Below are 18,872 nucleotides of genomic sequence, written 5' to 3' on the forward strand. Positions count from 1 at the left end.
AGGACATGACCTACAAGAATTTCACCGTCGAAACCGATGCCGATGGGGTAGCACTCGTCACCTGGGACATGCCTGATAAATCGATGAATGTCTTCACCCAGGAGGTGATGGACGAGATCGAGGCGATCGTCGATGCCACGGTCGCGGACGCTGCCGTCAAGGGCGTGGTCTTCGCCTCGGGCAAGCCGCAGTTCTCGGGCGGTGCCGACATCACGATGTTGAACGCCATCTCGCGGACCATGGAAGAGGGACGGGCGGCCGACCCTGCCGGTGCGACCAGGCGGCTCTTCGATGCGGCTGGCCGGATGAGCTGGCTGTGGCGCAAGATCGAGACTTGTGGCAAGCCCTGGGTCGCGGCAATCAACGGCACCTGCATGGGTGGGGCGACCGAACTTGCCATGGCATGCCACGCCCGCATCGCGTCCAATTCCAAGTCCGTGAAGATCGCGCTGCCCGAGGTCAAGATCGGCATCTTCCCCGGCGCCGGCGGCACCCAGCGCTTGCCGCGCCTGATCAACACGCAGGACGCGTTGCAGATCATGACGACCGGCCAGGATCTGACTGCTTCCCGCGCCAAGGCGCTCGGTCTGCTGACCGAAGTGGTCGAGCCCGAAAATCTGATCTCATCAGCCAAGGAACTCATCAAGAAGGGCGTCGATCCCGTCGCGCCCTGGGACAAGAAGGGCTTCAAGGCGCCGGGCGGCACGATCTGGTCGCCGCAGGGCGTGCAGCTGTTCTCGGCGGCCAATGCGATCCTGCGCCGCGAGACCAACATGAACTACCCCGGTGCGCATGCGATCCTCAAATGCGTCTATGAGGGCCTGCAGGTGCCGTTCGACACGGGCCTGAAGATCGAGCAGCGCTATTTCACCAACATCCTGCAGACCACCGAAGCGCAGATGATGGTGCGTTCGCTGTTCGTCTCGATGCAGGAACTCGGCAAGGGCGCCCGCCGTCCCGCCGGCATCGAGCTGACCAGGTTCAAGAAGATCGGTGTCATCGGCGCGGGCTTCATGGGCGCCGGCATTGCCTATGTCACGGCTCGATCAGGCATTCCGGTTGTGCTGATCGACCGCGACCAGGAGGCTGCCGACAAGGGCAAGGCGCATTCCGAGGACCTAGTGAAGGGCGCGGTCGCCAAGAGCAAGATGAGCAAGGAGGACGGCGAGAGGCTGCTGTCGCTGATCACGGCAACGCCGGATTACTCCGCACTCTCCGATGCCGACCTCGTTATCGAAGCCGTGTTCGAGGATCGCGGCGTGAAGAAGACCGTGACCGAAGCCGTCGAGGCGGTGCTGCCCGAAGGCTCGATCTTCGCCTCCAATACGTCGACCCTGCCGATCACGGGCCTGGCCGAAAATTCCAAGCGCCCCGGCCAGTTCATCGGCGTGCATTTCTTCTCGCCAGTCGACAGGATGATGCTGGTGGAAGTCATCCTCGGCGCGAAGACCGAGGACAAGGCGATCGCGGTTGCGCTCGACTACGCGGCGGCGATCAGGAAGACCCCAATCGTCGTCAACGACACGCGCGGCTTCTACGTCAACCGCTGCGTCTTCCGTTATATCAACGAGGCGTATGACATGCTGGCCGAGGGTGTGCCCGCCATCATGATCGAAAATGCCGCAAAGTTCGCCGGCATGCCGGTGGGGCCGCTCTCGCTCAATGATGAAGTAGCGATCGACCTCTCCTACAAGATCATGAAAGCCTCGATCAACGATCTGGGAGAAGCCTCGGTCGAGAAGCACCACATGGCGCTGGTCGACAAGATGGTGACCGATCTCGGCCGCCTTGGTCGCAAGAACCAGAAAGGCTTCTACGACTATCCGCCGAAGCCCGCCAAGAAATCTCTCTGGCCGGGCCTCAAGGGTCTCTTCCCGCAGAAGACGGCCGAAGAAGTCGATTTCAACGAGCTCAAGCAGCGCCTGCTGGTCACCATCGCGCTCGAAGCGGCGCGCACCGTCGAGGAAGGCATCGTCACCGATCCGCGCGAAGCCGATGTCGGCTCGATCCTCGGCTTCGGCTTCGCGCCCTATACCGGCGGTACGCTGAGCTACATCGACGGCATGGGGGTGAAGACTTTCGTCGCGCTGTGCGAAAAACTCGCCGCCAAATACGGCAGCCATTTCGCGCCGACGCCGCTGCTGAAAGACATGGCGGCGAAGGGCGAGACGTTTTACACGCGGTTCGATCCGTATCGGCGGAAGCAGGCGGCATGAGTACCAGCAAGGCATGTATCAGCGAAGAGACCTTCGATGACTTCCCTGATGAACAAGGTATTCTGGCTGATAGCGAGGAACTGGTTATCCGATTTGCAGCCTCTATGAAATCCCTTCGATTTAATACAAAGTCATCGCGCGCCAGTTTTTTGGGGGGAGACTCTGATGGAAAACCACGAGCCGTTCTTGCGCGAGGCGATTGCGCTCTCGAAATCCTCGATGGAAAACGGCGACGAACCGTTTGGCTCGGTGCTGGTGAAGGACGGCGAAGTCATCCTGCGCGCTGAAAACAGCGTCTTCACCGGTCACGATATGACGAACCACGCCGAGATGAACCTGGTCAAGCTGGCGGCGAAACACTACGACACCGCTTTTCTCGCTGACTGCACGCTTTACACCAGCACGGAGCCGTGCGCGATGTGCTCCGGGGCGATTTACTGGTCAGGCATCGGGCGGATGGTGTTTGCGTGTTCCGAAACGCGGCTTGGCGAGATCGCCGGGATCGGGTTGAACGTACCGAGCCGGGCGGTGTTGCAAACCGGCGCGCGCATCGTCACCGTCGTCGGTCCGACGAACCTTGAAGAGGAAGCCGCCGCAATACATCAGGAATTCTGGCCCAAACATCTGGGCAAGGCATAGAGCCTCGTCATCGACCTGTCCTGAAGGCCACTTGCTTCTCTGTTTTGCCATCAATCCGCCACTGTCGACGACAGTTTCTTCAGTTGTGTCTACCACATTGACAACTGCTTCGATGAATCCGATGGTAGCAATCGTGCAACTGGAAGGAGATTTTCCATGTCGAGTCGAGCCGCAATCCTCACATCTCTCGCACTTCTAGGGTCCGTGGCAATCTTCACGGCGGCGACGCCGGCTTCGGCATTGACGATGAAAGAGTGCAGTTCCAAATACAAGATCGCCCAGAAGGACGGGTCGGCCAAGAACGTGAAGTGGAACGACTTCCGCAAGGCACAGTGCGGCGCCGACGCGACCGCCGAGCCGGATGTCTCGATGGATGCCGACGAGGAACCGGAAAAGGCGACGGTTGCCGCTCCCAAGGGTGTCCAGTTCCCCAAGGCGATATCAGCGAAATATTCGTCCGAATCCGCTGGCAAGGGGCGTCTCCACACCTGCGTCGATGCCTATCACCAGAACAAGGCCAACAATACGCTGGGTTCGCTGAAATGGATCCAGAAGGGCGGCGGCTATTACAGCCTGTGCAACACGAAATTGAAGTCGTCTTCGTGATGGGTCTCTTCGATGGCCTCTCAGGAATGCTCGAAAATGCTATCAGCTCGCATGCCGGCGGGTTGAGCGGCCTGATGTCGGATGCGTTCAACGGCATGGGCGGGCTCAATGGCGTGCTCGCCAAGCTCAATGATGCCGGGCTCGGTCCGCAGGTCAATTCATGGCTCGGTAAGGGCGACAATGTGCCTGTTAGTGCCGAGGAAATCAGTTCGGTGCTGGGCAGTGAACAGTTGCTGCAACTGGCCGGCAAGCTCGGCATCCCTATGGATCAGGTTGCCAACGTGCTGGCCAACCAGTTGCCGGCGGTCGTCGACCAGGCAAGCCCGAACGGCACGCTTGAAACGGCTTGATTGCGGTTGTTATTGACAACAACAAGGGGGCGCGCCCCGCGAGGTCGCGCCCCTTCTCATTGTCTGTCAAGCCGCTGAGATTGGCTCTCAGGCGAGCCCCGAATATTTCAACGCCATGCCCGCCGCGCCGCAGATCGCCAGGGTGGCGAAGGTCCCGGCCTTGAGGCGGAAGAGCAGGATGGCGGAGGCGAGTGCCAGAACCAGTGCGGCGGGGTCGATCGTTGCCCATTCGGGTGATACGACCGCGAAGGGTCCGGCTCGGACCGTGTCCACGCGGGCGAAGAGCACATGCAGCGCAAACCAGATCGCGAGATTGAGGATCACTCCGGTCACCGCTGCCGAAATCGCCGCAAGCGCGCTGGCCAGGGCCTTGTTCTCCCTGAGCTTCTCGATCCATGGCGCGCCGAGGAAAATCCACAGGAAGCACGGCACGAAGGTCACCCATGTCGTGAGGATCGCGCCCGTGATGCCACCCGCCAGCGGCGGCAGGCCACCGGGATTGCGGTAGGCCGCCATGAAGCCGGTGAAGGTGAGCACCAGCACCAGCGGCCCCGGCGTCGTCTCGGCGAGCGCCAGCCCGTCGAGCATCTCGCCCGGCCGCAGCCAGTGATAATGATCCACCGCCTGCTGGGCGACATAGGAGAGCACGGCATAGGCGCCGCCGAAGGTCACCACCGCCATCTTGGAAAAGAAGCTGCCGATCTCCGAGTATTGTCCGGGATTGCCCGCCATCCAGATGAGGACGAAGGGCAGCGCCCATAAAGCGCCCCAGAGAATGACGGCAGCCAGCGCGCCTTTCGGCGAGGCGCGATGGTCCGTACGCAGGTTGTCGGCGACTTCGACCGCTGCGCCATGCCCGATTGCCGGCGTCTTGGCGCCGGTCCGGAACAGGACATAGCCGGCGATACCCGCCAGCAGGATCACCAGCGGGAAGGGCGCGTTCATGAGGAAAAGCGCGAGGAACGCGAAGAGCGCGATCGCCCTCATGGCATTGGTCTTCAGCGACCTTTTGCCGATCCTGATCACCGCTTCGATGACGATGGCAAGCACCGCCGCCTTCAGCCCGAAGAACAGGCTGCCGAGCCAATCGGTCTGCCCCCACAGCGCGTAAGCCGTGGACAAGCCCAGCATGACGAGAAAGCCAGGCAGCACGAACAGCGTTCCGGCCACCACGCCGCCGCGCCAGCCATGCATGAGCCAGCCGATATAGGTCGCCAGCTGCTGCGCCTCAGGCCCCGGCAGCAGCATGCAGAAATTCAGCGCATGCATGAAGCGGCTCTCGGATATCCAGCGCCGCTCGTCGACCAGTTCCTTGTGCATCAGCGCGATCTGGCCCGCCGGTCCACCGAAGGAGAGAAACCCGATCTTCGCCCAGACACGGGTCGCTTCGGAGAAGGATGGAGCCTCGGCCGGAGCTGCCTGCTCCGGACGGGCCGCGGTTTCAACGCCCACGATCATGGCTTGGCCCGCCTCGGCGCGTGCGCTTCCCAAGTGTGGCGCTCTTCCGTCGCGTCGCGCGCCCAGCGATAGAAGGCGTCATAGACCAGCATGCCGTCTTCCAATTGCGCAAGGTCGCTCGAATGCATGCGGGAGAGGCCGAGCGACACCGCCAGCAGCCCCGCGGCCTGGGGTGCGAGATCGTGGCGATCCGTGTCGGCTCCGCGCACAACCTCGGCAAGCCGATGGAGTGCGGGAATGTCGAGCGCGAATTCCTCGATCATGGTGTCGAAGGTGCAGGTCTCGCCGCGATGGCTCCAGAAGACGCCCTCGATGTCGAAGGGCGTGGCGCCGAACTTCTCGGTTACCGCCTCGACCTCGGACGCGGTGACGAACAGGAACCTTGCCTGCGGATCGACGAAACGCCGGATCAGCCAGGGGCAGGCGATGCGGTCGATCTTCGGACGCGAGCGGGTGACCCAGAGCGTGGCGCCGGTCACCGCGCCGCCAGGAATCCGCGCCACCGGCACCATCGGCAGGCCGGCCTCGATCCAGGCTTCCGTGCCGCCGTCGAGAACTTCCGCTGATGCGCCGGCGAGCCTGAGGAAGGCCGCCACGCCCTCGGAGAGCTTCTTGCCGCGCTTGCAGGACACGACGACCTGGGTTCCAGCAAAATTGCGGGCCCAGGTATCGGCGGTGGAATAATCAAGTCGGGTCGAGGAGGGGATGAGCGATGGAACCGCGGCGAAATCGTCGTCGTCGCGTACGTCAATGATAACAGGGGATTGGGGTGTGCCGATGAGCTTGAAAAGCTTGTCGACCGAAATCAAACCAAAGTTCGCCATGGGTTTGCTCCGCAATTGGAAATCGGGATGCGAAACTGCAGCATGACGCCTCGTGGAGTATTCGCACACTCCATGGGCAATGTCTTGCGGCAAATGAGGCTCGATGTCAACGCTGGCTGGAGACGAGTGTGGCAGTCGCGGGAGGGATTTGCACGGCTGCAGGTCTGTGGCATCATGCAATGAATATTGGAGCACGACGATGTCTTCTGTAGCCCATATGATGCCTGACGAAGTAGCCGTCGAAACCGCCGAGGGAGTAATGGGCGGAGAGCCGGTGATCTCAGGCACGCGCGTACCCGTCGAGACGATCCTGATTTACCTCAAGACTGGAAGCTCGGCGCGTGAAATTTACGAGGATTTCCCAACCCTGCCCGCCGGCAGCGTCGAGGCAGCAAGAGCTTGGGCGATACGTACGCTCGGAAAACACTGGCAGGATAAGCTCGGCCGAAACGGCTTTGCGCGTTGACGCTTAAATTCTTCATTGATGAATGTGTATTGTGTTTGCATGTGGCAACGGCGGTTGCCGCGAGTTAAGCCCCTCCCCCTTGTGGGGAGGGGTTTGGGGCGGGGTCTTGATGTAATGAGGGCACTTCCATGCCGCATTCCAATGTCGAACCGGAAACGCGAAAGCGCGCACGAGCGCTACGCCATGATCGGACCAAGGCCGAACAGCGAATGTGGAACATGCTCCGCGACCTCAAGCCGTATGGCGCCCGGTTCCGGCGTGAGACACCCATCGGTCCCTATATCGCGGATTTTGCTTGGCTGTCGGTCCGCGTGATCGTCGAGGTCGATGGGGACACGCACGAGACGGCGCATGGTAAGGCGCACGATATAAAGAGGGATGCCTTCCTGAAGGCGCAGGGCGTCACTGTGCTCCGGTTCGACAATGGACAGGTGATCGATGGACCTGACCATGTGTTCATTGAGATCGAACGCAGTCTGCGGCATCTGCTCAAAGGGTATCCGGAGGACCCTGTACCGTTTTGAAGAAAGACCCCGCCCCAAACCCCTCCCCACAAGGGGGAGGGGCTTAACCTGCCGCCTTGCCCTGCCCAGATCAATGTCACAATGTGGGGCGATGCGGGTGTCATAGGTGGTCTGACAATCCGGGACCAGCACCTCCAGCAGAACGGCGCGCAGGGCAGGTCCGTCGCGTTCACCATTCCGTCAAAAATATTTCACAGGCCGATCCTTGACTCACGAACACGTGAAGCCTAAATCCACGCCGCTAGCACTCCAAGGAGACGAGTGCTAACAATCCATTCATCCGGAGAAGACCCGGCAATCTATTTGATCGAGGAAACTAACGATGGCAGACATCAATTTCCGTCCGCTCCATGACCGCGTCGTCGTACGCCGCGTGGAATCCGAAGAAAAGACCAAGGGCGGCATCATCATCCCCGACACCGCCAAGGAAAAGCCGCAGGAAGGCGAAATCGTCGCTGTCGGCTCCGGCATTCGTGACGACAAGGGCTCGCTCGTTGCTCTTGATGTCAAGGCCGGCGACCGCGTTCTGTTCGGCAAGTGGTCGGGCACCGAAGTCAAGGTGAACGGCGAAGACCTTCTGATCATGAAGGAATCCGACATCATGGGCGTTATCGGCTGATTGCCGTATCCCTTCAATCCATGACAACCAATGGGCACTGAGCCCGGGAGTTTTCTAAAATGGCTGCAAAAGAAATCAAGTTTGGCCGCACCGCACGCGAAAAGATGCTGCGCGGCGTCGACATTCTCGCTGACGCGGTGAAGGTCACCCTCGGTCCCAAGGGCCGCAACGTCATCATCGACAAGTCCTTCGGCGCTCCGCGCATCACCAAGGACGGCGTCTCGGTCGCCAAGGAAATCGAACTTGAAGACAAGTTCGAGAACATGGGCGCCCAGATGGTCCGCGAAGTCGCTTCGAAGACCAACGACATCGCTGGTGACGGCACCACGACCGCGACGGTTCTCGCCGCCTCGATCATCCGCGAAGGCAACAAGGCCGTTGCCGCCGGCATGAACCCGATGGACCTCAAGCGCGGCATCGACCTCGCTGTCTCCGAAGTCGTCAAGGATCTCGCCCGCAAGGCCAAGAAGATCTCGACCTCGGAAGAAGTCGCACAGGTCGGCACGATCTCCGCAAACGGCGACAAGCAGGTCGGTCTCGACATTGCCGAAGCCATGCAGAAGGTCGGCAATGAAGGCGTCATCACGGTTGAAGAAGCCAAGACCGCCGAAACCGAACTCGAAGTCGTCGAAGGCATGCAGTTCGATCGCGGCTACCTCTCGCCGTATTTCGTGACCAACGCCGAGAAGATGGTCGCCGATCTCGACGACGTCTACGTGCTGCTGCACGAAAAGAAGCTCTCGAACCTCCAGGCCATGCTGCCGGTGCTCGAAGCTGTCGTCCAGACCTCGCGTCCGCTGCTCATCATTGCTGAAGACGTCGAAGGCGAAGCCCTTGCAACGCTCGTCGTCAACAAGCTCCGTGGCGGCCTCAAGATCGCTGCCGTCAAGGCTCCCGGCTTCGGCGACCGCCGCAAGGCCATGCTCGAAGACATCGCCATCCTGACCGGCGGCACCGTGATCTCCGAAGACATCGGCATCAAGCTCGAAAACGTGACCCTCGACATGCTGGGCCGCGCCAAGAAGGTGTCGATCACCAAGGAAAACACCACGATCGTCGACGGTGCCGGCCAGAAGTCCGACATTGAAGGCCGCGTCACCCAGATCAAGGCGCAGATCGAGGAAACCACCTCCGACTACGACCGCGAAAAGCTGCAGGAACGTCTTGCCAAGCTCGCTGGCGGCGTTGCCGTGATCCGCGTCGGCGGCTCGACGGAAGTCGAAGTCAAGGAAAAGAAGGACCGCATCGACGACGCGCTCAACGCGACCCGCGCTGCCGTTCAGGAAGGCATCGTTGCCGGTGGTGGCGTCGCTCTTCTCCGCTCCTCGACCAAGATCACCTCCAAGGGTGAGAACGACGACCAGGAAGCCGGCATCAACATCGTTCGCCGCGCTCTGCAGTCGCTGGTTCGCCAGATCGCCGAGAACGCCGGTGACGAAGCTTCGATCGTCGTGGGCAAGATCCTCGAAAAGAACGAAGAGAACTTCGGCTACAACGCCCAGACCTCTGAATATGGCGACATGATCACCATGGGCATCGTCGACCCGGTCAAGGTTGTCCGCACCGCGCTGCAGAACGCTGCTTCTGTCGCCTCGCTGCTGATCACCACCGAAGCGATGATCGCCGAGCTGCCGAAGAAGGATGCCGCTGGCGGCATGCCGGGCGGCATGGGCGGCATGGGTGGAATGGACATGATGTAATAGGCCACGGCCTATTATCATCGTCTAATGTAATTGGGGCGTCCTTCGAGGCGCCTCTTTTCGTTTGAGCAAGGTCATGTGCTATCTGCATGCGCGAAAAGGTTCATTGGGTGCGGAAAGAGAAATAACGAGGCCGTTTACTCTGGCTAGTGATCAAGTATTTTTTACTAAAGTATAAGGCGCGGGGATTCTCTATTGCCGAGCGGATGAAAGCTCCTATAAGAATTGCCTTCGATTCGAGGAAATGGGGTCCGGATACCTGCCATCCAGCTGAATGGGAGGCCAAAAACATGACATAGTATCATGTTTTATGGTCGCGCTCGGAAGAGTGCTGTTGTTCTGCAGACTATTGGGTGAATGTGTCATTGAATCAGCGCAATCTTGCCGCCAACAGGGCAAGCTTACTTATTGACCATGAGTAAAGCAGAGAGTTCGCGGCAAGTCGGCGGAAAAGGGGCGGGGGCAGGCAGTGTTCAGAATATCCAAGGTGAAAGCGCCTGCATTGCAGATTCCGCAGGAACGCCTTGAAAGCGGTTTCGAGCCGTCAGCCCTCGACAAGTTCTGCGTCACCGACGAATGGAGCGGTGATCTGGCCAATGGCCTGTTCCAGCTCGGAACACTCAGCGAGCAATTGCATGGACTTGCAGGCGGAGAGTGCGGCCTGCTGACCCTGCTGCGCTGCTACGATGCGGCGGACAGGATCAGCATTCTCGAACTGCTCGAGAATGCCTCTTCGTCGGCCTCGTCCTTCTGCTTCTCCACTCACATCGTCACCGGACCAGGTGAGCGCCAGCCGCTGGTCTGCATCGGCGAATCCAGCGGCTTCGGCGAGCATAACAATGGCCGCATGTCCGGCGTGTTCATCTTTCCCCGTATGCCCGTCGAGACCTCGGGCCATTGACCCCAGTCCGATGTGAAGGATGGCTGTGGCCATGACCTCACGCGCAAGGATCGGCATTCTTTTCCTGCATGCGCTGCCACTGGACGGCAGGATGTGGTCGGCGCAGGCGAGCCTTCTTCCGGGTTCGACATATGCGCCGACGCTCTACCGATATGGCGATACCATGCGCGCCTGGGCGACCGCCGCGCTGAGCCCGGTGAAGGAGGAGCGGATCATTGTCGTCGGAAACTCCGTCGGCGGGTCCTGTGCCCTTGAAGTGGCAAGCATCGCGCCCGAGCGCGTTGCGGCGCTTGTGCTGGTTGGCACCAACGCCCGGCACCGGCCGAATCCCGAACTTCATGCCCGTGCATTGCATATTCTGGACGAGGCGGGCGTCGAAGCGGCGTGGGCGACCTTTTGGAACCCACTCTTTGCAGATGTCAGTACCGAGGCGAGATCGCGGGCGCATCAACTCGCGCTCAGCCATCCCTCGGAAGATATTGCGCGTGGCGTCAGCGTGTTTCACACGCGGCCAAACCGGGAGGCGTTGCTCTCGGAACTGGAAATCCCGGTCGTCTTCGTTACCGGTGCGGACGACACTGCACCCGGCGTGGAATCCTCGGCGCGACAGACCGGGCTCACCCGGAATGGCCGACTGCACGTGATCGAGGATTGCGGGCATTATGTGCCGATGGAACGTCCCGAGGCGCTCAATGCAATCCTGCGCGAGGTGATCGCGCAGGTAGAAGTCGGCTAGCGACGAAGGTAAATGCGATCAGCCCCGCGCCGGAATGTTGACTGCCTTCTGGCTGGCCGGTCGTTCCTCGCAGCGCTTTACGTAATCCAGCACCTTGGGAAAATCCTTAATGCCGACCAACTCGCCGGCGCCGTAGAAGCCGTTGATGGTGCGGAGCCAGGGCCAGAGCGCGATGTCGGCGATCGTGTAGGCGCTGCCCATCATGTAGTCGCGGCCGGTGAGCCGGCCTTCGATGACGCCGAGCAGGCGCCTGGCTTCGTCGAGATAGCGCTGGCGCGGGCGGGGATCCACGATGTCCTTGCCAGCGAATTTCACGAAGTAGCCGACCTGGCCGAACATCGGGCCGGGACCGCCCATCTGGAACATCACCCATTGCAGGGTCTCGTAGCGGCCTGCGGCGTCCTGGGGGATGAACTTGCCGGACTTTTCGGCGAGATAGAAGAGGATGGCGCCGCTCTCGAACAGCTCCAGCGGCTTTCCATCGGGACCGTTGGGATCGATGATCGCGGGGATCTTGTTGTTGGGATTGAGCGACAGGAATTCCGGCGTCAGCTGGTCGTTGCTGCTGAAATTGACGAGATGCGGTTCATAGGCGAGGCCGGTCTCTTCGAGCATGGCCGAGACCTTGATGCCATTCGGCGTGGGCAGCGAATAGAGCTGGATCACGTCGGGATTGGCGGCGGGCCAGCGCTGGGTGATCTTGAAGGAGGAGAGGTCGGCCATGCAGGGGTCCTTGTGGGTGCGGAAAAGTATGGTGCCGGCAACATAATTACTCGTATCGGCCGCGACAAGCGACAGATGCCCAATTCCAGCCACATTTCAAGAGGGATGTCGTTCAATATTAGTGCACGATATGTGCATCATTTGCGCTCTATCGTAAACAACCAAGACGTGGTTGAAGGGCTCCAACGAATTCAACGGAGCAACCCCGATGTCCAAGTCAATTCTCATTCTCGTCGCCCGCATTCTCCTTTCCTTCATCTTCATCCTGTCCGGCTTCAGCAAGCTGGCCGATCCGGCCGCGACTGCCGGTATGATCACCGGCGCAGGCTTGCCCGGCGCCTCCGCTCTCGCTTATCTCGCCGGTCTCTTCGAGCTTGTCGCGGGCCTCGCCGTTCTCGTCGGTTTCCAGACCACGATCGCCGGTTGGGCACTTGCGCTGTTTTGCATTTTCACCGGCGCCGTCTTCCACAGCGGCACTGTCGCCATTGAAGGCTGGCCGGAAGGCGCGCTCGGCTGGATCAACACACTGAACCAGATTATGATGATGAAGAATTTCACGCTGGCCGGCGCCTATGTCCTGCTCGCCACCGTCGGTGCCGGTGCGATTTCCATCGATGCCCGCCGCGGTGTGGCTCAGCCCGCGCTCGCCTGATACCTGACATCTCCAGTCAAAACCCGCCGGAGCGATCCGGCGGGTTTTTCTTGTGCCTAGAGAATATTGGGCACGCCGACCACGGCAAACGGATCGCGGGGATGGACCGTGGCGGTGCCGAAGCGCAGAAGGTCGCGCCGGCCGTGGATATCGGCGATCTCCTCGGCGATCTCGCGGATCGTCACCGCCCGGCCGGAACAGATATTGACCACGCCGGCCTGCTGGCTCTCCACTACGCGTGCGATCATGCTGCCTGCCTCCGCCACGTCGAGAAAGTCCCTGATCTTGTCGCCCGAGGAAAGCTCGACCGTTTCTCCACCGGCAAGCTTCCGGTGCAGCATCGGAAACAACCGTGCGGGGTGTTCGCCCACGCCGAAGAGATAGAACAGCCGCGCCCATGTCAGTTGCGTGGCGCTTCCCGCGAACCGCCGCTCCAGCATGTGATAGAGCGCGAGCTTTGCGGCGGCATAGAGCGTCACCGGACCGAGGGCCGCATCCGCCGTGATCTGGTCATTGGGCAGGCGATATTCGAAACAGGTGCCGATGCCGATGAATTGCCCGACCCCGGCGCGTCTCGCCGCATCCGCCAGTCTGAGACTACCCGCGACGCAATCCACATTGCGCGATGAATCGAGATATTTCCCCGGCTCGACATACCAGGCGGCATGGATCACCGTATCGACGCCTGCCATATGCGCCGCCCACCAGTCCTCGCTTTCGGCGAAAAGATCCGGCGTTTCGATGACATCGGCCTCATCCGCGCCCATGCCGGAACGCTCCAGCCCGCCAGGTCGCATGGTCACGACAAGCCGATGTCCGGCCTCGATCAGCGCGCGCGCCACCTGCCGTCCGACGAAGCCCGACGCTCCGGTGAGCAGGATTCTCTTTTTCATGTCATCCTTCTCGATGGGCGAATCGCCAGCGACATTAGCCACGGGCAAGCCGCCATGGAATATCAGAGTAGCCGATGAGCCGCTCAAAAGGATGGCATGATGGAATACGCGCTTGACAGCAGGCTGGTCGCCGATCTCGGCATGAACAACGGCGACGACACCGGCTTCTACCTGCGCAAGGGTTTCAAGGTCGTGGCGCTGGAGGCCAATCCGGGACTCTGCCGTAAGGCCGAGGCGCGCTTCGTCGATGCGATCGCCGAGGACAAGCTCGCCATCGTCAACGCCGCGATCTGGGACCAGTCCGGCGAGGTGACCTTCCACGTCAATCTCGACAACGACCACTGGAGTTCGATCGAGACCGGCTGGGCCGGCCGCGACAATAGCGCGACACAGCCGATCACCGTGCGCTCGATGACGCTGGGCGAACTGTTCGCCGAGCACGGCGTGCCGTATTATCTCAAGATCGATGTCGAGGGCGTCGACCTCCAGGTGCTGGAACAGCTCACGTCGCTGCCATTGCTCCCCGCCCGGGTCAGCGTCGAGGATTGCCGCTTCGGCTTCCAGTATCTCGATATCCTCGCCTCGGCGGGCTATAACGGCTTCAAGCTGCTCGACCAGTCGACCGTGCCGGATTTGCAGGATGAGACGAGCGGCGCGGCGTTTCCCAAGGGTGCGTCAGGTCCGTTGGGCGATGAGATCGACGGTGAATGGCTGTCGCACGAGAACATCGTCGCGCTCTACGCCTCTGTTGTGCGCGACCGCGAAGGCAACCGCATCGCCGACCGGACCCATTGGTGGGATATCCATGCGGCCCGGCTCTAGCTCCGGGCAAGTGTGTTCATTGTAGTTGAACGGTCACAGACAGAGGAATCCGATTGGCCCAGTTGGCGGCAAGCAAGAACAGCATCGGCACCGGGCGATACCGCGCCCGGCACTTCGCCGCGCCGCCCTCTGCTGGTGAAGCCTTAGCCTTGCTCGACGAGATCGCCGCCTCCAGGCCGGATTTCCCCACCGTGCCAACCGACATGCCGCTCGCCCTCTATGGTGCCGGCAATCTCGGCCAGATGGCGCGGGAATTCCTCGCCGAGGTCGGCCGGGATTTCGATTTCGTCATCGATCGCAACGCGGATGCACTCAGCGAAAATCCCCTGTGGCGCGACAAGCCGGTCTATGCGCCGGATGCCGTGCCCGCCCATCTCAAGCAGAGCCATCTCGTACTGGTCACGGTCGTCACCGCGCCCTATGTGCCGCTGGAAGCGATGCTCGACGATCTCGGATTCGCGCATGTCGCACCCTTCTACGATTTCGCCGAGAATTTTCGCGCCGTCCATTCGCTGTCCAACGGCTGGTATGCGCCGCCGCTGTCAGACGCGGACCATCGGAATGCCGCCCGCGTACTCTCGGGCTTCGCCGACGACGCGTCTCGTGCGCACCACCTACAGTTCCTCGCCTGGCGGCAATTGCGGCAGGAGTGGATATTTGATGGCACCGTGGTCGCCAACCACAACCGCTTCTTCATCCCCGAAGTGCTGCACGCGCTGGAGCCCGACCCCGTCTTCTTCGATGGCGGCGCCCACCATGGCAGCGTTTCTCTAGCGCTCGATGGCTTGCGCCCGGACTGGCGCCAAATCATCGCGGTCGAGCCGGATGCAGCCAATCGCGCGGTGCTCGAAAAGACATTCAACGATCATTGGCGGGATGATCGTCGCACCCGGATCATCTGCGACGCACTCGGCGCCGAACCAGGTGAAGCGCGCTTCCATTCAGGCCTCGGCTATGCCTCCCAGATCTCGCCGATCGGACAAGATACAGTCACGCTCGCCACCCTCGATACGCTGGAAATCGAGCCGACCTTCGTCAAGCTGCATCTCGAAGGCGGCGAGCTCGATGCGTTGAAAGGCGGCCTCGAGACGTTCCGCCACGCCCGGCCGATCATCGCCGCAACCGTCTATCACAATGCCGATGGCATCTGGAAAACGCCGCTCTGGCTGATGGAAAACCTTGAGGCTTACCGCATCCTGTTTCGCACCCACAGCTGGTGCGGCACGGGCGCGGTCGTCTATGCCATTCCGAACGAGAAAACTGATACGTGACGCCGCGGCCGCGAGACTCCGATCAGAGTCCGTGCCGGCGAGAATAGGGAGAATGACCTTGGATCCTGTCGAACATTTCCGCACCCTCGTCGAGGGCAATATCAAGGGCATCGGCGAGGATACGTCCTTCAAGGCGCTGACGCTCAACTGGCTGATGGCCGCCATCGGCCACGGCTACGCCCAGAATTTCACCTGGCTCGGCCGGCCGGTGATCCAGGTGCCGCAGGATCTCTATGCGATCCAGGAGCTGATCTGGACCTGCCGTCCGGACCTGATCATCGAGACCGGCATCGCCCATGGCGGCTCGCTGGTGATGAGCGCTTCAATGCTGGCGATGCTCGACTATTGCGATGCCGTCGAAGCCGGCACCGTGCTCGACCCGCGCGCCGGCCGCCGCAAGGTCGTCGGCGTCGACATTGACATCCGCCCGCATAACCGCTCGGCAATCGACGCGCATCCGATGCGCCACAAGATCGAACTGCTGCAGGGCTCATCGGTGGCGCCCGAGATCATGGAACAGGTCGCCAAACTTGCCGAGGGTTATGAGCGAGTCATGGTCTTCCTCGATTCCAACCATACCCATGAGCACGTGCTCGCGGAACTGGAACTCTACGCGCCGTATGTCAGCCCGGGTTCCTATTGTGTCGTCTGGGATACCGGCGTCGAGGACCTGCCCGAGGGCGCTACATCGGATCGCCCTTGGGGCAAAGGCGACAACCCGAAGACCGCCGTCTGGGAATACCGCAAGCGGCTCGCCAATGAAGGCCGCACCGCGCGTGACGGCGGCAAGCTGAATTTCGATATCGACCTGAGGATCGAGAACAAGATCACGATCACGGCCGCGCCAGATGGGTTCTTGAAGCGGGTGTGAATGGTTGCCCCTCACCCCAGCCCTCTCCCCGTAAGAACGGGGCGAGGGGGCGCTGGGCGCCCAGCCTTGCCACGAGCTCAACGTTGGCGGGAGCAGGGGTCCAGGCACGACTCCCTTCTCCCCGCCTGCGGGAGAAGCAACCATGTCATTTTTATTGTGGAACCCAAGGCGTATCGCGCAGGATGACGAGGTTTGCGGCCTCGATGAGCTTTCGCATGATGGCGACGAGGATGAGCTTGGGCGGTTTTCCGGCGGCAGCCAGGCGTTGGGCGAAGCTGCGATGGCCGGGATCGCATCGTTTGGCGGCAAGAGCAGCCATGTAGAGCAGTTTTCGAGGCCTGCGGCGGCCTCCGGCAATGAAGCGCTGGCCCTTTCGCTCGCCGGAATCGCGGTCGAACGGCGCAACACCGACCAGGGCGGCGGCCTGTCCGCGCTTCATCGCGCCCAGTTCGGGCATCCGGATCAGCAGGCTCAGCGCCACGATGGAACCGACACCAGGCAAGGAGTTGAGCAGGGCGAGCCGCCGGGCGAGGTCGGGCCAGAGCCGGACGCGGGCCATGATGTCGGCGACAATCCTGGCCTTTCGCGCCAGCAGGATGGTCAACTGGGCGCGGGCATCCTCAATCAGGTCGGGCAGGCTCAGATGCTCCATCTGGGTCTTCAGCAGCGTTGCAAGCTCGCTGGCTTGCTCATAGGCCGTCAGTCGCTCGGCCAGTTCGGCAAGGCGCGGATCGGCGGCGGCTCTGACGCTCTCGACCTGGGCCGTGGCGCAGGCGATCAGCCGGGCGTCGATGCGATCATTCTTGGCCCGCAGGCGCTTGATGCGGGCAAACAGCCTGACCTCGATGGGCTGGTGCACGACCACCTCAAGCGCTGCGTCGCGCAAGGCTTTGACGATGGCGCGCTCATAACCGCCGGTGGCCTCCAGTCCGACGCGCCCGGCGCCCTGGGCACAAAGCCAGTCGATCAGCTCGCCATGTCCGGCCGGCGTGTTGGCCACCCGAACCATCGCCTCCGAGCCGTGGATCGCCGCGTCCAGCCAGAGCTTGGCGACATCGACCCCGGCGCTAAATGTGTTAGACTTCGATATGTTCATCGATCCCTCCTTGTGGCTCCGGACCCGATCGTCCCTGCAACCATCCGGATCAGTGAACAGCCGACGGCGACCCAGCTTCTCCACAGCCCAAAGGGCTCTGATGCCAACGGTCCCTCCGACGGTGGTCCGCCTGGTGCGTCAACATCAGGCGGACAAACCGGACAAAACCAACTTTACCAGAAATTCAACACACAAGATGCCGGCAGGCAGATGAGGGGCGATCCTCTCTGGCAGCTAAGCCGCCACCCCCGACACAACCCTGACATTCTCGAAATCAATCACCAGGTTCTCGACCGGCAACAGAATTCCTCCGACCATGTCGTAATACTCGGCAGGCGTGGCCGCAGTCTCGTAGGCGTCCGAAAGGTAGAGCTTGCCCTCAAGCATCCCACCGAACGCCTGCGGCGCCTCGCGATCCTTCCATACCGGTCGGAAATACTTGGCAAACCTGCCGCCCTGCCATTTCGCGAAGACCTCGCGATAGGCCGCCGACGACACCTCGAATTCCTCCCGCGTCGGATAACCCTCGCACTGGATGGCGCATGACCTGGCGAAATTCTTCTCGAAGCCCGCGAAGTCGTATCCATATTCCTTGGCGAACCAGTGCTGCGTCATGCCGATGCAGGCGGTGACGCCATGATGGGCGCGGAAGGGGAAATCCCTGTAGCATTCCCAGTCGTCGATCGGGTTCTTGTGTTCCCTATGGAAGGCTTCGAGCTTCTTCTTCGCGTCCTTGAGATCGTTGACTGCGGCCGTGTTGCTCAGCGGGCAGGCGCCCATGACCGACAGCGGCCGGCGGCAATGCACGAAGCGCTTGCCGTGCATGATCAGCTTATAAATGTTGTCGTAGTCGACGATCGGGTGCTCGAAATAGCGATTGGTCTTCGAGAGCGACTTGATCCGCTCCATCAGCACCCGCGAGACCGCGCCATGATAGATGCCGAAACCGCAGCCCAGCACCTCGCGGGCATGGTCCCAGCGAAAGGCGCGCTCCTTGAGCTGGTCCTTGGGCACTTCATGGATTTCGGTTAGCAGTTGCACGACATTGGAGTAGGGCGGCTTGCCCGGATAGGGCCAGGTGAAGAACAGCCGCGCCCAATCCAGTGCCTCGACATCGGGCATCTCGGCCTCAATCCGTGTGAGCAGGCCCGCGACATCTGGATCGATATGGTCGTCGTCGCCGATCACCGAGATCCAGCGCCCGGTGGTCGCCTGCAGTGCCACTTCCCAATTGTCCACCATCGGCCGCACCGTGGCGCCGGAGGGCACATATTTGACGCGCGGATCGGCGAGATAGGGCTGGATGAAAGCATCCATAACGGAGGCATCGTCGGAATTATCGACGAAGACCAGCTCGATATCGGAGCGCAGGGAGGCTGTCAGCGCCCGGATGGTCGCCTGGAAATAGACCTGACGGTTGCGCGAGGGCACGCAGATGGAAAGTGTGGGAACATGGGTCATGATATGGCTCCGTTGGCGGGAGCGTAGAGCGGGTTGCTTTTCTG

Annotated in this window: 20 protein-coding genes; 14 read left to right on the top strand and 6 right to left on the bottom strand. The window is 61.4% G+C overall.

All coding sequences use genetic code 11. The features are described 5' to 3' along the window. The first annotated feature begins 5 nt into the window (after positions 1-5). The 4 genes from ACSQ26_RS01260 to ACSQ26_RS01275 all read left to right on the top strand — a co-directional run bounded on the left by ACSQ26_RS01260 (position 6) and on the right by ACSQ26_RS01275 (position 3,811). Positions 6-2,216, top strand: a complete 2,211-nt coding sequence (locus ACSQ26_RS01260; RefSeq protein WP_436005511.1) for a 3-hydroxyacyl-CoA dehydrogenase NAD-binding domain-containing protein — start codon at positions 6-8, stop codon at positions 2,214-2,216. A 165-nt stretch (positions 2,217-2,381) separates the two neighbouring features. After that, the gene (locus tag ACSQ26_RS01265) at positions 2,382-2,855 is read left to right on the top strand and encodes a nucleoside deaminase (protein ID WP_436005513.1); all 474 of its coding nucleotides are present in this window, start codon (positions 2,382-2,384) and stop codon (positions 2,853-2,855) included. A gap of 156 nt (positions 2,856-3,011) precedes the next feature. After that, the gene (locus tag ACSQ26_RS01270; protein WP_436005515.1) at positions 3,012-3,461 is read left to right on the top strand and encodes a hypothetical protein; all 450 of its coding nucleotides are present in this window, start codon (positions 3,012-3,014) and stop codon (positions 3,459-3,461) included. Continuing rightward, positions 3,461-3,811: a YidB family protein gene (locus ACSQ26_RS01275; RefSeq protein WP_436015044.1), complete on the top strand. Its 351-nt coding sequence runs from the start codon at positions 3,461-3,463 to the stop codon at positions 3,809-3,811. The genes ACSQ26_RS01270 and ACSQ26_RS01275 overlap by 1 nt, the downstream gene beginning before the upstream one ends. Positions 3,812-3,898: 87 nt before the next feature. On the opposite strand, the gene chrA is transcribed toward ACSQ26_RS01275, so the two are convergent. Then, on the bottom strand, positions 3,899-5,269 hold the full coding sequence (gene chrA, locus ACSQ26_RS01280) for a chromate efflux transporter (protein WP_436005517.1): 1,371 nt from the start codon (positions 5,267-5,269) through the stop codon (positions 3,899-3,901). Continuing rightward, complete coding sequence (locus ACSQ26_RS01285) at positions 5,266-6,093, bottom strand: chromate resistance protein ChrB domain-containing protein (RefSeq protein WP_436005519.1); 828 nt, start codon at positions 6,091-6,093, stop codon at positions 5,266-5,268. The genes chrA and ACSQ26_RS01285 overlap by 4 nt, the downstream gene beginning before the upstream one ends. A gap of 199 nt (positions 6,094-6,292) precedes the next feature. Here ACSQ26_RS01285 and ACSQ26_RS01290 point away from each other — a divergent pair, with 199 nt between their 5' ends. The 6 genes from ACSQ26_RS01290 to ACSQ26_RS01315 all read left to right on the top strand — a co-directional run bounded on the left by ACSQ26_RS01290 (position 6,293) and on the right by ACSQ26_RS01315 (position 11,039). Then, positions 6,293-6,559, top strand: coding sequence for a DUF433 domain-containing protein (locus ACSQ26_RS01290; RefSeq protein WP_436005521.1), 267 nt, complete (start codon positions 6,293-6,295; stop codon positions 6,557-6,559). A 128-nt stretch (positions 6,560-6,687) separates the two neighbouring features. Next, entirely contained in the window at positions 6,688-7,083 is a 396-nt protein-coding gene (locus ACSQ26_RS01295; protein ID WP_436005523.1) for an endonuclease domain-containing protein, read from the top strand. A 322-nt stretch (positions 7,084-7,405) separates the two neighbouring features. Further along, a complete protein-coding gene (groES, locus tag ACSQ26_RS01300; RefSeq protein ID WP_436005525.1) occupies positions 7,406-7,702 on the top strand; it encodes a co-chaperone GroES in 297 nt (98 codons plus the stop codon). Positions 7,703-7,761: 59 nt separating this feature from the next. Further along, entirely contained in the window at positions 7,762-9,402 is a 1,641-nt protein-coding gene (gene groL / locus ACSQ26_RS01305) for a chaperonin GroEL (RefSeq protein WP_258158287.1), read from the top strand. 469 nt (positions 9,403-9,871) lie between these two features. Then, positions 9,872-10,303, top strand: a complete 432-nt coding sequence (locus tag ACSQ26_RS01310; protein WP_436005527.1) for a hypothetical protein — start codon at positions 9,872-9,874, stop codon at positions 10,301-10,303. Between the two features lie 31 nt (positions 10,304-10,334). Beyond that, the gene (locus ACSQ26_RS01315) at positions 10,335-11,039 is read left to right on the top strand and encodes an alpha/beta fold hydrolase (protein ID WP_436005529.1); all 705 of its coding nucleotides are present in this window, start codon (positions 10,335-10,337) and stop codon (positions 11,037-11,039) included. Between the two features lie 18 nt (positions 11,040-11,057). Here ACSQ26_RS01315 and ACSQ26_RS01320 read toward each other — a convergent pair whose 3' ends face one another. After that, a complete protein-coding gene (locus ACSQ26_RS01320) occupies positions 11,058-11,762 on the bottom strand; it encodes a glutathione binding-like protein (protein WP_436005531.1) in 705 nt (234 codons plus the stop codon). Between the two features lie 208 nt (positions 11,763-11,970). Here ACSQ26_RS01320 and ACSQ26_RS01325 point away from each other — a divergent pair, with 208 nt between their 5' ends. After that, a complete protein-coding gene (locus ACSQ26_RS01325; protein WP_436005533.1) occupies positions 11,971-12,414 on the top strand; it encodes a DoxX family protein in 444 nt (147 codons plus the stop codon). Positions 12,415-12,470: 56 nt separating this feature from the next. On the opposite strand, the gene ACSQ26_RS01330 is transcribed toward ACSQ26_RS01325, so the two are convergent. Continuing rightward, positions 12,471-13,307 (bottom strand): NAD-dependent epimerase/dehydratase family protein, encoded by an 837-nt coding sequence (locus ACSQ26_RS01330; protein ID WP_436005535.1) that lies wholly within the window; start codon positions 13,305-13,307, stop codon positions 12,471-12,473. Between the two features lie 99 nt (positions 13,308-13,406). Here ACSQ26_RS01330 and ACSQ26_RS01335 point away from each other — a divergent pair, with 99 nt between their 5' ends. Genes ACSQ26_RS01335 through ACSQ26_RS01345 form a run of 3 tightly spaced genes read left to right on the top strand, consistent with a single transcriptional unit; the run spans position 13,407 to position 16,271 of the window. Beyond that, the gene (locus ACSQ26_RS01335) at positions 13,407-14,129 is read left to right on the top strand and encodes an FkbM family methyltransferase (protein WP_436005537.1); all 723 of its coding nucleotides are present in this window, start codon (positions 13,407-13,409) and stop codon (positions 14,127-14,129) included. 53 nt (positions 14,130-14,182) lie between these two features. Next, positions 14,183-15,400, top strand: coding sequence for an FkbM family methyltransferase (locus ACSQ26_RS01340; RefSeq protein WP_436005539.1), 1,218 nt, complete (start codon positions 14,183-14,185; stop codon positions 15,398-15,400). 58 nt (positions 15,401-15,458) lie between these two features. Further along, positions 15,459-16,271, top strand: coding sequence for a cephalosporin hydroxylase family protein (locus ACSQ26_RS01345; RefSeq protein ID WP_436015046.1), 813 nt, complete (start codon positions 15,459-15,461; stop codon positions 16,269-16,271). 151 nt (positions 16,272-16,422) lie between these two features. Here the strand turns inward: ACSQ26_RS01345 and ACSQ26_RS01350 are convergent, their stop codons facing one another. Continuing rightward, complete coding sequence (locus ACSQ26_RS01350) at positions 16,423-17,367, bottom strand: IS110 family transposase (RefSeq protein WP_436005541.1); 945 nt, start codon at positions 17,365-17,367, stop codon at positions 16,423-16,425. Between the two features lie 234 nt (positions 17,368-17,601). Continuing rightward, entirely contained in the window at positions 17,602-18,828 is a 1,227-nt protein-coding gene (locus ACSQ26_RS01355; RefSeq protein ID WP_436005543.1) for a glycosyltransferase family 2 protein, read from the bottom strand. Positions 18,829-18,872 lie beyond the last annotated feature (44 nt).

Source organism: Rhizobium sp. LjRoot254, from assembly GCF_964254105.1.
GTDB lineage: Bacteria > Pseudomonadota > Alphaproteobacteria > Rhizobiales > Rhizobiaceae > Rhizobium_E.

What these genes read in the sequence shown, in the direction of transcription:
- ACSQ26_RS01260 (WP_436005511.1), top strand. Translation starts at nt 6, where the DNA reads ATGACCTACAAGAATTTCACCGTCGAAACCGATGCCGATGGGGTAGCA.
- ACSQ26_RS01265 (WP_436005513.1), top strand. Translation starts at nt 2,382, where the DNA reads ATGGAAAACCACGAGCCGTTCTTGCGCGAGGCGATTGCGCTCTCGAAA.
- ACSQ26_RS01270 (WP_436005515.1), top strand. Translation starts at nt 3,012, where the DNA reads ATGTCGAGTCGAGCCGCAATCCTCACATCTCTCGCACTTCTAGGGTCC.
- ACSQ26_RS01275 (WP_436015044.1), top strand. Translation starts at nt 3,461, where the DNA reads ATGGGTCTCTTCGATGGCCTCTCAGGAATGCTCGAAAATGCTATCAGC.
- chrA (WP_436005517.1), bottom strand. Translation starts at nt 5,269, where the DNA reads ATGATCGTGGGCGTTGAAACCGCGGCCCGTCCGGAGCAGGCAGCTCCG.
- ACSQ26_RS01285 (WP_436005519.1), bottom strand. Translation starts at nt 6,093, where the DNA reads ATGGCGAACTTTGGTTTGATTTCGGTCGACAAGCTTTTCAAGCTCATC.
- ACSQ26_RS01290 (WP_436005521.1), top strand. Translation starts at nt 6,293, where the DNA reads ATGTCTTCTGTAGCCCATATGATGCCTGACGAAGTAGCCGTCGAAACC.
- ACSQ26_RS01295 (WP_436005523.1), top strand. Translation starts at nt 6,688, where the DNA reads ATGCCGCATTCCAATGTCGAACCGGAAACGCGAAAGCGCGCACGAGCG.
- groES (WP_436005525.1), top strand. Translation starts at nt 7,406, where the DNA reads ATGGCAGACATCAATTTCCGTCCGCTCCATGACCGCGTCGTCGTACGC.
- groL (WP_258158287.1), top strand. Translation starts at nt 7,762, where the DNA reads ATGGCTGCAAAAGAAATCAAGTTTGGCCGCACCGCACGCGAAAAGATG.
- ACSQ26_RS01315 (WP_436005529.1), top strand. Translation starts at nt 10,335, where the DNA reads ATGACCTCACGCGCAAGGATCGGCATTCTTTTCCTGCATGCGCTGCCA.
- ACSQ26_RS01320 (WP_436005531.1), bottom strand. Translation starts at nt 11,762, where the DNA reads ATGGCCGACCTCTCCTCCTTCAAGATCACCCAGCGCTGGCCCGCCGCC.
- ACSQ26_RS01325 (WP_436005533.1), top strand. Translation starts at nt 11,971, where the DNA reads ATGTCCAAGTCAATTCTCATTCTCGTCGCCCGCATTCTCCTTTCCTTC.
- ACSQ26_RS01330 (WP_436005535.1), bottom strand. Translation starts at nt 13,307, where the DNA reads ATGAAAAAGAGAATCCTGCTCACCGGAGCGTCGGGCTTCGTCGGACGG.
- ACSQ26_RS01335 (WP_436005537.1), top strand. Translation starts at nt 13,407, where the DNA reads ATGGAATACGCGCTTGACAGCAGGCTGGTCGCCGATCTCGGCATGAAC.
- ACSQ26_RS01350 (WP_436005541.1), bottom strand. Translation starts at nt 17,367, where the DNA reads ATGAACATATCGAAGTCTAACACATTTAGCGCCGGGGTCGATGTCGCC.
- ACSQ26_RS01355 (WP_436005543.1), bottom strand. Translation starts at nt 18,828, where the DNA reads ATGACCCATGTTCCCACACTTTCCATCTGCGTGCCCTCGCGCAACCGT.